This window comes from Kribbella polygonati (assembly GCF_050320105.1).
In the GTDB taxonomy this organism is placed as follows: Bacteria; Actinomycetota; Actinomycetes; order Propionibacteriales; family Kribbellaceae; genus Kribbella.
The window spans coordinates 3,690,132-3,702,561 of the sequence record NZ_CP190129.1 but is presented as its reverse complement, the minus strand read 5'-3'; the positions used below and the strand labels follow the sequence as shown (position 1 = coordinate 3,702,561).

General features: G+C 68.6%; 8 protein-coding genes. 3 read left to right on the top strand and 5 right to left on the bottom strand.

What is annotated here, in order from left to right; translation table 11 throughout:
- Positions 1–287: 287 nt before the first annotated feature.
- Positions 288–2,297, bottom strand: coding sequence for a DHA2 family efflux MFS transporter permease subunit (locus tag ACQHIV_RS17560; RefSeq protein WP_427895609.1), 2,010 nt, complete (start codon positions 2,295–2,297; stop codon positions 288–290).
- An 85-nt stretch (positions 2,298–2,382) separates the two neighbouring features.
- On the opposite strand from ACQHIV_RS17560, the gene hemW reads away from it, so the two are divergent.
- The 3 genes from hemW to ACQHIV_RS17545 all read left to right on the top strand — a co-directional run bounded on the left by hemW (position 2,383) and on the right by ACQHIV_RS17545 (position 7,530).
- Positions 2,383–3,594, top strand: coding sequence for a radical SAM family heme chaperone HemW (gene hemW / locus ACQHIV_RS17555; RefSeq protein WP_427895607.1), 1,212 nt, complete (start codon positions 2,383–2,385; stop codon positions 3,592–3,594).
- A 140-nt stretch (positions 3,595–3,734) separates the two neighbouring features.
- Positions 3,735–6,110: a polysaccharide lyase 8 family protein gene (locus ACQHIV_RS17550; protein ID WP_427895605.1), complete on the top strand. Its 2,376-nt coding sequence runs from the start codon at positions 3,735–3,737 to the stop codon at positions 6,108–6,110.
- A 79-nt stretch (positions 6,111–6,189) separates the two neighbouring features.
- The gene (locus ACQHIV_RS17545; protein ID WP_427895603.1) at positions 6,190–7,530 is read left to right on the top strand and encodes a M60 family metallopeptidase; all 1,341 of its coding nucleotides are present in this window, start codon (positions 6,190–6,192) and stop codon (positions 7,528–7,530) included.
- A gap of 53 nt (positions 7,531–7,583) precedes the next feature.
- Here the strand turns inward: ACQHIV_RS17545 and ACQHIV_RS17540 are convergent, their stop codons facing one another.
- From ACQHIV_RS17540 to ACQHIV_RS17525, 4 genes are read right to left on the bottom strand one after another with little or no spacing between them, the layout of a single operon-like run.
- On the bottom strand, positions 7,584–8,843 hold the full coding sequence (locus ACQHIV_RS17540; RefSeq protein ID WP_427895601.1) for an alpha-L-fucosidase: 1,260 nt from the start codon (positions 8,841–8,843) through the stop codon (positions 7,584–7,586).
- Positions 8,840–10,492, bottom strand: coding sequence for an extracellular solute-binding protein (locus ACQHIV_RS17535; RefSeq protein ID WP_427895599.1), 1,653 nt, complete (start codon positions 10,490–10,492; stop codon positions 8,840–8,842). Before ACQHIV_RS17535 ends, ACQHIV_RS17540 begins: the two co-directional genes overlap by 4 nt.
- An 11-nt stretch (positions 10,493–10,503) precedes the next feature.
- Positions 10,504–11,397, bottom strand: a complete 894-nt coding sequence (locus ACQHIV_RS17530; RefSeq protein WP_427895597.1) for a carbohydrate ABC transporter permease — start codon at positions 11,395–11,397, stop codon at positions 10,504–10,506.
- Positions 11,394–12,359 carry an ABC transporter permease gene (locus ACQHIV_RS17525; RefSeq protein ID WP_427895595.1) on the bottom strand — a complete coding sequence of 322 codons (966 nt, stop codon included), beginning with the start codon at positions 12,357–12,359 and terminating at the stop codon, positions 11,394–11,396. Before ACQHIV_RS17525 ends, ACQHIV_RS17530 begins: the two co-directional genes overlap by 4 nt.
- Between the last annotated feature and the right edge of the window lie 71 nt (positions 12,360–12,430).

Sequence of the window (12,430 nt, the reverse complement as noted above, 5' to 3'; positions counted from 1 at the left end):
ACATCGGCCCTCGCCTGGGCCTGCCGCACCTGCCCGTGGTCACCTGGGAATCCGACCCAGGCCCGGAAGACCACTGGCACGGCCTGCATTGGAAGACCCGCGGCCTCGCGACCTGGGCAGGCAACCGCCCCTTCGCCTGGCTCGACGACGAAGCAACCACCCAAGACACCACCTGGCTCGCCGCCAACCACCCCGCCCCCACCTTCCTCCCACCCGTCGACCCCCTACCAGGGCGTGACTCCCCAAACCCTCAGCACCGTGGAGTCCTGGCTGGAGAACCTGGCGAGTTAGCTCGCGGTGGCCAGGGCGTGTTTGCCGGTGGTGAGGGACTGGCCCTGGTCGATCATCTGTTCGGCGAGGCGGTCGACGGCCTGGGAGAAGGCTTCGGAGTTCTCCGGGTCCCAGTCGGCGAGGTGGTCGAGCATCCAGACCCGGAACGCGCCGACGAACCGCTGGAACATCTCCAGGCCGAGTGTGGTGAAGCGGTAGTGGCCGAGGGTCTCCGACAAGTAGCCGTCGGCAACCAGTTGGGTGGCCAGCGGTTCGAGTACGCCGGGCGGCATCCGCAGCTCGCCGGTCATCTCGGCCAGTGTGGCGGACCCGGACTCGGCGCCGCCGCGGAAGACGCGCATGATCATCCAGGTCTGCGCCGCGTTCAGCGGCAGCCCGGATTGCGCGAGTACTTCCGGGGCCGGGTTGCGCTTGTGGTGCTGTACGACGAGCGCGGCCAGCTTCTGGAGTTCGCGCTCGGAGTCGAACGAGGCGGGTGCCGCGAAGTTCTCGCCGACGTCCGACGCGGCCATCCGCGCGGTGTCGCGGAGCGGGACCTCCTTCAGCAGCAACGCGGTGAGGAACCCGAGCCCGGCGACCGGCACCGCCCAGAGGAACACCACGTGCAGCGAGTCGGCGTACGCCGCCGTGATCACCGACCGCGCCGCGTCGGGCAACCCGCGGACGCCCGCCACAGTCGCCGCCACCCGCGGATCGACCTTCGCGGTGGCGACCGCGACACCGAGCTTCTCCGGCAGCTGGTGCGCGTAGATCGACCCGAACACCGCCACCCCGAACGAGCTGCCCATCGTCCGCAGGAAGCTCACCCCGGAGGTCGCGACGCCGAGGTCCGAGTAGTCGACGGTGCTCTGGACGACGACGGTCGGCACCGGCATGCACGCGCCGACGCCGAGCCCGAGGACCACCATGAAGCCCGCGGTCTCGACGTACGACGTGGTGTTGTCGAGGAGCGAGAGCAGGAACAGCCCGACGCCGATCAGGACCGTGCCGACGATCGGGAACAGCCGGTACTTCCCGGTCTTGCTGATGATCTGCCCGACCACCACCGACGCGACCAGCAGCCCGCACACCAGCGGCAGCATCTGCAGCCCGGACTCGGTCGCGGAGGCGCCGTGCACGAACTGCAGGTACGTCGGCAGGTACGTGACGCCGCCCAGCATCGCGAACCCGATGATGAAGCTCATGATCGAGCACACCGTGAACACCGGCGAGCGGAACAACCGCAACGGCAGCAACGGCTCCGCCGCACGCTGTTCCGCGATCACGAACAGGCCGAGCGCGAGCACCGACCCGACCGCCATCGCGATGATCACCGTCGAGGTCCAGGCGTATTCGTTCCCGCCCCAGGTGGTGACCAGCGTCAGCCCGGTCGCGGCGATCCCGATGAACAGGATCCCGAGGTAGTCGATCTTCGGCCCGACCGCGGCCTTCACCGACGGAAGGGTGATCGAGGCAACGACCAGCACCAGGATGCCGAGCGGCAGGTTGACGTAGAACGCCCAGCGCCAGCTCAGGTGGTCGACGAACAGCCCGCCGAGCAGCGGCCCGGCGACCGTCGACACCCCGAACACCGAACCCATCACGCCCTGGTACCGGCCGCGCTCGCTGAGCGGTACGACGTCCGCGATCACGGCCATCGCGGTGACCATCAGCCCGCCGGCACCGAGGCCCTGGATCGCCCGGGACCCGACCAGCCAGAGCATCGAGTGCGACATCCCGCAGAGCGCGGACCCGGCCAGGAACAGTACGACGCTGAGCAGGAACATCGGCTTGCGCCCGTACAGGTCGCCGAACTTCCCGATCAGCGCGGTCATGATCGTCTCGGCCAGCAGGTACGACGTCACCACCCAGGACAGGTGGTTGGCGCCGCCGAGGTCGCTGACGATGGTCGGCAGTGCGGTCGCCACGATCGTCTGATCGAGGGCCGCGAGCAGCATTCCGAGCATGATCGCCACCACGACCGCGTTCCGGGTGGCACGTCCGACGGGCTGAGCCTCGGTGTCCATGAACCGAATGTAACGACTGCCGGACCGGGTGTGAGGTGCGAAACGACGGAATTCCGGAGTCGAAACAGTTCCGTAGGATGGACGGGTGCCGTCGACATTGCCCGAGGGGGAGGTTGCGCCCCGGGACGGGGCGCTGCCGGAAGCTGCTGTCCAGGAGGCCGCCGGGCGGCCGTTCGGGTTCTATTTGCACGTACCGTTCTGCGCGTCGCGCTGCGGCTACTGCGACTTCAACACGTACACCGCCACCGAGCTGGGCGGTGGCGGGTCGCAGGCGTCGTACGCCGGCAACGCGGTCGCCGAGGTGCGGCTCGCGCGGCGGGTGCTGGGAGACCTGGACCGGCCGGTCGACACGGTGTTCTTCGGGGGCGGTACGCCGACCCTGCTGCCGGCTGCCGATCTCGGGAAGATGCTGGCGGCGGTGCGGGACGAGTTCGGGCTCGCGCCGGACGCCGAGGTGACCACGGAGGCGAACCCCGAGTCGGTCGACCCTGCCTATCTGGAGGAGCTGCGGGCAGTGGGCTTCAACCGGATCAGCTTCGGCATGCAGAGCTCCTCGTCGGCCGTGCTCAAGATCCTCGACCGCCAGCACAGTCCCGGGCGTGCGCTGCAGGCCGCTCGTGAGGCAACGTCCGCGGGCTTCGAACATGTGAACCTCGACCTGATCTACGGGACGCCTGGTGAGTCGTTGGACGACTGGCGGGCGTCGCTGGAGTCGGCGCTCTCGGCGCAGCCCGACCACGTGAGTGCGTACGCCTTGATCATCGAGGACGGCACCCAGCTCGCCCGGCGGATCCGCCGCGGTGAGCTGCCGATGCCGGACGACGACGACCTCGCGGACAAGTACGTGCTAGCCGACGAGTTGCTGACGGGCGCGGGTCTTGGCTGGTACGAGGTGTCGAACTGGGCCCGCAGTACGGCGGCGCGCTGCCGGCACAACGAGCTGTACTGGCGCGGCGACACCTGGTGGGGGATCGGGCCGGGCGCGCACAGCCATGCCGGCGGGGTGCGGTGGTGGAACGTGAAGCATCCCACCGCCTACGCCGAGCGGATCGCCGCCGGCGAGAGCCCGGCGTACGCACGGGAGACCCTGGACGGAGAAACCCGCCGAGTCGAACGCGTGCTGCTAGAGGTGCGCCTGTCCGCCGGGCTGCCGCTCGATGTGCTCGACGCGGCCGGGCGGGCGGCGGCGGACCAGGTGGTCGCGGACGAACTCGCGACCGTCGCGGACGACCGGCTGATCCTCACGGACCGCGGCCGGCTGCTCGCAGACGCAGTCGTGCGAGCCCTGCTGCCCTGACCACTCCCCGCCCACCACTCCCGCCCACCGCTCGCCGCCGCGAAGTGATCAAAAGTGATCGCAGTGAGCTGTTGACGACTGTTACGGGCACCCGGCAGGCTATGGGGTAAGCGTTTACTATCCCTCCTCGAGGAGTCGCGATGCCGCCCTTCGTCCGTCGTCGGCTGTTGTTGCAGGCGGGGCTCGCCGCCGGTGCGCTGGGCACCTTGGGGCTGCCCACGCGAGCGTTCGCGGAGGACGAGTTCGACGTCCTCCGGGCGCGTTGGGCCGAGTTGAACACCGGCGGCGCGATCGACGCCGGCGATCCGGCGTACGCGAGTGCGCTGGCCAAGCTCGGTCAGCAGGCGCGGCAGTTTGCCGACTCGCTGATGGTCGACGATGCGCGGACGGCGCTGTGGGCGGATCTGCCGCTGAGCCCGTCGAGCGGCAACTTCTCGATCAGCTACACCCGCCTGAAGACGATCGCGCTGGCCCGCGCGACACCCGGTACGGGCGTGGGTGCGCAGGTCGGCGAGGTGCTGAGCGGGGCGCTGGACTTCCTCAACGTGCACTCGTTCAACGAGACGCTGAAGGAGACCGGGAACTGGTGGTTCTGGGAGATCGGCGCACCACGGGCCCTCCTCGACACCTGCGTGCTGGCGTACGACGTACTCTCGGCCGACCAGCTCACGAAGTACCTGACCGCCGTCGACCACTTCGTCCCCGACCCGAACCGCCGGACCAACTCGCCCTCGCTGCGGGAGACCGGCGCGAACCGGGTCGACAAGTCCCTGATCGTCGCGCTCCGCGGCATCGTCGGAAAGTCGGCGAGCAGACTGTCGACGGCTCGCGACGCGCTCAGCGACGTCGCCGAGGCCGGGAAGAACTCGGTCTTCACCTACGTCACCAGCGGCGACGGGTTCTACCGCGACGGCTCGTTCGTCCAGCACGGCAACCTCGCGTACGTCGGTACGTACGGCAACGTCGCGCTCGGCGGCGTCGCGAACCTGATCGCGCTGCTCGGCGGCTCCAGCTGGCAGATCACCGACCCGAACCGCGCCGTCCTGCTGGACGCGGTCGACGCGAGCTTCGCGCCGTTCATGGTCGACGGTCTGATGATGGACTGCGTCTCCGGCCGCGCGATCTCCCGCGAGGCCGCCGGTGACCACCGCAACGGCCACGGCACGACGTCGACCGTGCTGCTGCTCGCGAGCGGCGTCGCGGAGCCGTACTCCTCACGCTACAAGGCACTCGCGAAGAGCTGGATCACCCGCGACCGGCTCGCCGACTACCTGCCCGGCGCGTCGATCCCGGAGATCTCCCGCGCGAAGGCGCTGCTCGCGGACACCGCGGTGACGCCCGCGCCATCGGAACCGCGGCACTTCCAGTTCTACAACCAGGACCGCGTCGTACATCGCCGCCCGGGCTGGACGTTCGCGATCGCGATGTCGTCGAAACGGATGGCCCGCTACGAGTGGGGCAACGGCGAGAACCTCCGCGGCTGGTACGTCGGCGACGGTATGACGTACCTGTACAACGCCGACCAGTCGCAGTACTTCGACGCGTACTGGCCGACCGTCGATGCGCAGCGGATGCCCGGTACGACGGTCAGCACGAAACCGCGGCAACCGGGCGGGACGGGCAGCGGCACGGGGACCGTCGCGGCGTACGCGGACTGGGTCGGCGGGGCGTCGTACAAGGAGGTCGCGGGTGCGGTCGGGATGCACCTGATCAACTACGACAAGAGCTTGCAGGCGCGGAAGTCGTGGTTCTGCCTGCGGGACTCGGTGGTCGCGCTCGGGGCCGGGATCGTCGGGACGGACGGGTATCCGGTCGAGACGGTTGTCGACAATCGCAATGTCCACGAGAACGGGACGGCGGCGCTGGTCGTCGACGGGCAGCCGGGCGTCGATCGGACGTACGGCGATCCGCGGTGGGCGTACCTGGAGGGGGTCGGCGGGTACGTGTTCCCGGCGGGCGGCCGGCTGCGGGTCGAGCGGGAGGACCGGACCGGGTCCTGGTCGGAGATCAACATCGGGAACGACACGGCCGGTTCGACGACGCCGTACACGCGGCGGTACGCGAAGCTCGTGTTCGAGCACGGGACGGATACCGGGTCGTACGCGTACGTTCTGTTGCCCAACGCAACGGCCAGTCAAACTGCTGAACGGTCGGCCGATCCGGGGATGACCGTCCTTGCCAACGATCCGAATGTCCAAGCGATCGTCTCGCACCGTGAGAGCCTGGTCCTGGCGAACTTCTGGGCCGCGGGATCCGTCTCCGGGGACGCGGTCGCGGGCGTCGCGAGCGACGGGCCGGCCTCGGTGGTGATCGGGCGGGAAGGCCCCATGACGACGGTCGCGGTGTCCGATCCGAGCCGGACCGCGCAGGTCGTTCGCGTGACGGTCGCCCGGCGCGTCGGCGCCGTGGTCGCCAAGGATCCGGCCGTCACGGTGGTTGCCGCCGGCAAGGAGCTGGTGATCGACGTCGCCGTCGGCTGGACCCGCGGCGCCACGCACAGCGTGTCCTTCAACTAGTTTTCGCAAGCAACCGGGGCCGGCCACCAGGGCCGGCCGGGTCGCCGGGTGCTGGCAAGTTCAACCAGGAGGTTGTTCGATGATGCCGCACGCCCGCCCCACGCAGCTCACCAGGCGACGTGTTCTCCAATTCACCGGAGCCGGTCTCGCACTGGCCGCCGTACCTGCTCTACCCGCGGCAGCCGCGGATGCCAACACGATCACGATCCCGGCGCTCCCGTCCGCGCGGACGACCGAGCTCGACCGCACCCAGGACTCGCTCAGCGCGAGCGAACTCCGCACCACGGGCTTCTACCTCCCCGCCGACACGGCCCTCAACGTCGTCGTCCACACGGGCCTCGTCCCCACGCTGGTCATCGGCGCCCCGGACGCCGACGCCCGCGCCGCCTTCAAGTCGTCCCGCGAGTACCAGTTGCAGGCCGGCCGCAACACCGTCACCGACGCCGGCGGTGGCGTCGTCTACCTGAAGCTCATCGGCGACTCCGGCAGCGCGAAGGTCACGATCGGCGAGCAGGCACAGCCGATGCCGTACTTCGTTCTCGGCCGCACCGGCGAGGCCGACTTCCAGCGCCAGCTCGACGAGCGGACCACGCCGTACGTCGAGTTCGTCGGCCCGCACGCGATGATCACCGTCGAGCGCGCGTCGGCGCTGACGTACCGCGCGGAGAACCACGCGGACCTGCTCGCGACGTACGAGGACATCATCGGGATCGAGGACGCGACCAGCGGGTACGACGGTTCCGCGCCGGTGCACGCGCGGCTCGTCCACCGGTACCACTTCGTCGGGTACCCGTCCGCGATCACGGGCGTCGGCGCGTACGCGACCCACGGGCACATGTCGTTCCCGCCGCCGATCCAGGACCGGATGCTGACCGTCGAGGGGCTGCGGACGCGCGGCTGGGGGATCTGCCACGAGCTCGGGCACCAGCATCAGCAGATCACCTACAAGCCCAGCTCGTTGACCGAGGTGACGGTCAACATCTACTCGCTCGCGGTCAACGCGGTGTTCGCGACGAAGTACGGCCAGGTGCCGCGGCTGCACGCACCGGACGCGAAGACCGGCCTCACCCCCTGGCAGAGCGCCCCCGGCAAGCTGCGGTCGCCGGGTGTCGACTACGGCAAGACCTTCGACCCGTACGAGAAACTCGTCATGTTCGAACAACTCCGTCTTGCCTTTGGCAACCAGTTCTGGGCCAACCTCCACAAGCTCGTCCGGGTAGAACGTCCGTACGCCGGCGACTACACCGACGAACCACTCCGCCTCCGCAACCTGGTCGTCCTCTGCAGCCGCACGGCGGGTCACGACCTGAGCGACTTCTTCCGCGCCTGGGGCGTGCCGGTCGACACCGAAGCGACCGCCCAGATCGCGGCCGCGCACCTGACCCCGCCGCCGACCGACCCGACGACGATTCGCGAGTGAACAGGACGAAGGCACCCACCGGGTCGAGGTGGGTGCCTTCGTCGTTCGGGGGTTCAGTCGCGCAGGAAGAGCTCGATCACACAGCTGTCGACCTCGGGCGCCCGGTTCGGCAGCTTCAGGGTCAGCGTGTTCTCCGGCAGCCCGGTCAGGTACGTGTGCGCCGGCGCCGAAGGATCCACGGTCATCCGCTTGACCTCCGACGCGTCGTGCAGGAACTGCGCGTACTCGACCCGATCGCCCAGCCCCGGCAGATGCAGATGCCCCATCGGCCAGGCGAACACGTGCAGGTACAGCCGCCGCCCGTTCTGCGTGTACCGGCAGTCCGCCGGCGGCACGTACGGACTCGGCCCACATCCGCGGATCGACCGCTCGTGCAGCCGCATCCAGTCACCGACACCGGACAGGGCCTCCAGCGCGCGGGGTTCCCAGGCGCCGCGCCCGTTCGGTCCGACGTTGAGCAGCATGTTGCCGCCCTTCGAGACCGAATCGACCAGCATCCGGATCAGCAACGCCGGCGACTTCCAGTCGTGGTTGTCGCGGTGGTACCCCCAGCTGCCGTTCAGCGTCTGGCACGCCTCCCACGGCACCCGCGTACCGTTGCCGGCGGCAACCTCGTTCCCCGGCGGCTGCACCTGCTCCGGCGTGGTGAAGTCACCGGACCCGAGCCCCAGCCGATTGTTGACCAGGATCCCCGGCTGCAGCTCCCGCACCATCGCGAGCAGCTCCGCGGACCGCCACTCGTCCGGCCCCTTCGCGTTGAACCCGCGATCGGCGTACGAGAAGTCGAACCACATCACGTCGATCTTCCCGTACTCGGTCAGTAGCTCCCGGACCTGTCCGTGCAGGTAGTCGGCGTACTTCGACACGTCGCGATCCGCCGTACGGTCGATGAAGTCGACGTCCTTGCGCTGCGGGTGGTACAGGTCCACCGGGAACTCCGGGTGGTGCCAGTCGAGCAGCGAGTGGTACAGCCCGATCCGGAAACCGCGTTCGCGGAACGCGGACACCATCGGCGCCAGCAGATCCTCGCCGTACGGCGTGTGCGGCGCCGAGTAGTCGGTCAGCTTCGAGTCCCACAGGCAGAACCCGTCGTGGTGCTTGGTGGTGATCACCAGGTAGCGCATCCCGGCGTTCCAGGCGTCCTCGGCCCACTGCTCCGGGTCGTACAGGTCCGGGTCGAAGTGGTCGAAGTACGCCTGGTACTCGGCGTCGGTGAGCTGTTCGTACGACTTCACCCACTCGTGCCGCGCCGCGGCCGCGTAGATGCCCCAGTGCACGAACAGCCCGAACCGGGCCTCGGTCAGCCAGCTCATCGAGGGCTCGCACCGCCGCTCAGCGCGGTCTCGTACTCGCCGCGGATCTTGTCGCCGCCGTCCTTCTTCCACTTCGCCAGCGCCGCGTCGAACGCAGCGATCGGCTTGCGGCCGGCGATCACGTCGTTGCGGACGTCGGAGAACGCCTGCCCGATGTCGCCGCCGGACTTGTCGTTGGTCGGCGAGATCATCGACGTGGTCGGGTCCTTCACGACCATCCCGAGCAGCTTGGTCAGGTCCGCGTGCGCGTTGTCGACGTACGTCGGGTCGGTGGCGCTGAACAGCACCTGCGGGGGAGCGGCGATGTACTTCCACGGCACGGTGAGCTCGGCCTCGCCCTTGCTGGTCTGCTTCGGGTTGCCGTTCGCGTCGCGGGTGAAGTCGACACCCTCGACGCCGTACGTGAGCAGCAGGTTCTCGGTGCTGCCGAACGGCGCGGCGAAGAAGTTCGCGACCGCGAGCAGTTCCTTGGCGCGGGCGTCGTCGGACTTCTTCATCAGCGTGTATGCGAACAGCACGTTGTCCGCCCAGGTGTTCGCCTTGCCGCCCTTCGGCGCCATCGGTACGAACGCGCGCGGGTCGTTCTTCGGGTCGAGCCGCTTCATCGCCTTGCTGTAGTCGGTGTACGCCGGGAACCCGTCGTACACGAACGCGCCCTTGCCGGACTTGAACGAGTTCTTCCGGGCGGTGCCGTCGGCGCCGTCGGAGCCGGGGACGGTGACGCCGGCCTTCACCAGCTGGACGGCGAACTCGAGCGCGGCCTTGTACTCCGGGGTCTCGAAGCTCTTCACGAGCTTGCCGCCGTCCTCCTTCCAGCCGTACGGGACGCCGAACATCTGCTGGACGAACGTGAAGAACGTGTTGCCCTTGGAGTTCACGATCGCCCACTGGCCCTGCTGCGGCTTGGTCAGCTCCTTGCACGCGGCCAGGAAGTCCTCGGCACTGGCCGGGTACTCGATGCCCGCGGCGTCCAGCAGCCGCTTGTTGTAGAAGCCGGCGCCACCGGTGATGCTGCGCGGGATCGGCAGCCCGTAGATCTTGTCCTGGACGACGCACGCCTGCCAGATCACCTGCGGGACGTTCGCCAGGTTCGGGTAGTCCTTCACCTTGTCGCCGCTCAAGTACGGCGTCAGATCGGTGCACTTCGCCGACAGGAACGCCGGCAGATTGTTGACGAGCGTCGAGTCCGACAGCAGGAACAGGTCCGGCAGCTGGTTGGCGGCCAGCACGGTCTGGAACTTCGTCGCCCAGTCGCTGTCCGGGACGATGGTCAGGTCCAGCGTGCCGCCGAGCTGCTTCTCGACCGCCTGCCAGGCCGCGTTCTTGTCCTTCGACGGCGGCAGCGGGTCGAAGATGTCGGTCATCACGCTGACCTTGCCGCCGCTCAACGGCGGCGACTTCACCGTGGTGACGAGCTCTTTCGGGTACGTCCGGTAGCCCGGAGGCACGCCGTCCGCGGTGCCGGCCAGATCCGGCTTCGGCCCGGCGAACGGCACGTACGACGGCAGCGTGACCGTGGACGCGCGGGCGGTCCCGGCCGTCGTACTGCCGTTGCTGCAGGCAACCAGCGCCGGGACGCCGGTCGCACTCATCACGGCGACACCGACCGCGCTCCGCAAGAAGCTGCGGCGATCGAGAGAGGTGGTCACGGTCATTTCTCCTAACCCTTGATGGCGCCGGTGAGTACGCCCTTGGTGAAGTAGCGCTGCAGGAACGGATAGACACAGAGGATCGGGACGAGCGCCACGACGACGACCGCCATCTGCACGGCCTGGATCGAGGCGACCGCCTCGCCGGGGGCCTCGGTGCCGCCGCCGACGGGTTGCCCCTGCAGGACGTAGAGCCGCAGTACGAGCGGCAACGGCCACTTGCCGGTGTCGCTGAGGTAGAGCAGCGCGTTGAAGAACGCGTTCCAGTGGCCGACGGCGTAGAACAGCGCGACGACCGCGAGGACGGCCTTCGACAGCGGCAGCACGATCCGGATCAGGATCGCGAGGTCGCCGGCGCCGTCGATCCGGGCGCTGTCCAGCAGCTCGGCCGGGATGTTCTGGAAGAAGTTGCGCAGTACCAGGAAGTTGAAGGCGCTGACCAGGCCCGGGACGATCAGCGACGCGTACGAGTCGTACATCCCGAGCGCCTTGACCAGCAGGAAGTTCGGGATGATCCCGGCGCCGAACAACATCGTCAACAGTACTGTTGTCAACAGGAACCGCCCGCCGACGATCGGCCGGCTGAGCCCGTACGCCAGCGCGATCGTGACGACGAGGTTCAGCGCCGTACCGATCACCGTGATCGCCGCGCTGACCAGCAGCGCGTGACTCACGACACCGCCGGCGAAGATCGTCCTGTACGCCGCCAGCGTCGGCTCGCTCGGGAACAGCGGGATGATCCCGCCGCGCCGGGTGATCTCGGACTCGCCGGCCAGGCTGGTCGCGATGATGTTGACGAACGGGTACAGCACGAGCAGGCAGACGATCGCGATCACCACGCTCTTGAGCGCCAGCCCGGCCTTGCTCGGCGCCTCCATCCACGGTGGGCGCTGGGAGGTCTTCATCGCGAGTAGATCCCTTCGTGGCCGAAGCGGTGCGCGATCTTGTTCGCGCCGAGGATCAGAGCCAGGCCGATCACGCCCTTGACCAGTCCGACCGCGGCGGCCGGCCCCCACTGGCCGTCGAGTACGCCGTGGAAGTAGACGTACGTGTCGAGTACCTCGGCCGCGTCCGCGCCGACCGCGTCGCGCTGCAGCAGGATCTGCTCGAAGCCGACCGAGAGAATGCTGCCCAGGTTGAGGATCAGCAGCAGCAAGGTCACCGGCACGATGCCCGGCAACGTCACGTGCCACAGCCGCCGCCACCGGTCGGCGCCGTCGATCGCGGCCGCCTCGTAGTGCTCGGTGTCGATGTTCAGCAGCGCGGCGAGATAGATGATCGTGCCCCAGCCGGCGTCCTTCCAGATCAGCTGCAACGTCACCAGCCACGGGAAGAAGCCGGGGCTGGTCATCAGGTCGACGCGCGGCAGCCCGAGGTCGCCGAGCAGTTGCGGGAGCAGCCCGGTGCCGCCGATCAGCTGCTGGCTGATCGAGATCAGGATCACCCAGCCGATGAAGTGCGGGAGGTACACAACGCTCTGCACGAACCGCTTGATCTTCGGGCTGACGATGCTGTTCAGCAGCAGCGCCAGCCCGATCGGGGCCGGGAAGAACAGGACCAGCTGGAGTACGGCGAACTTCAGCGTGTTCAGCAGTGCGCGGTAGAACGCGGGCTCGGTGAACACCGTGAAGTTGCCGAAGCCGACCCACGGGCTGTCCTTGAAGCCGAGGTACGGCTGGTAGTCCTTGAAGACGATCACGTTGCCCAGCAGCGGCACGTAGTGGAACACCACGAAGAACAGGAAGCCAGGCAGGACCAGCAGCAGCATCACCCGGTCCCGGCGCAGCCGCGCCCACAGGCCGAGGCCGGACTGCCGGCGCGGGCTTGTGGGCGCGGGCCGGCGCGACGAACGGCTGACGCGATGCATGTTCCTCCAGATAGTAAACGCTTGCTGTCGGATGTGTCAGCAACCATGAAACCTGTACTGCCTTGCTGTCA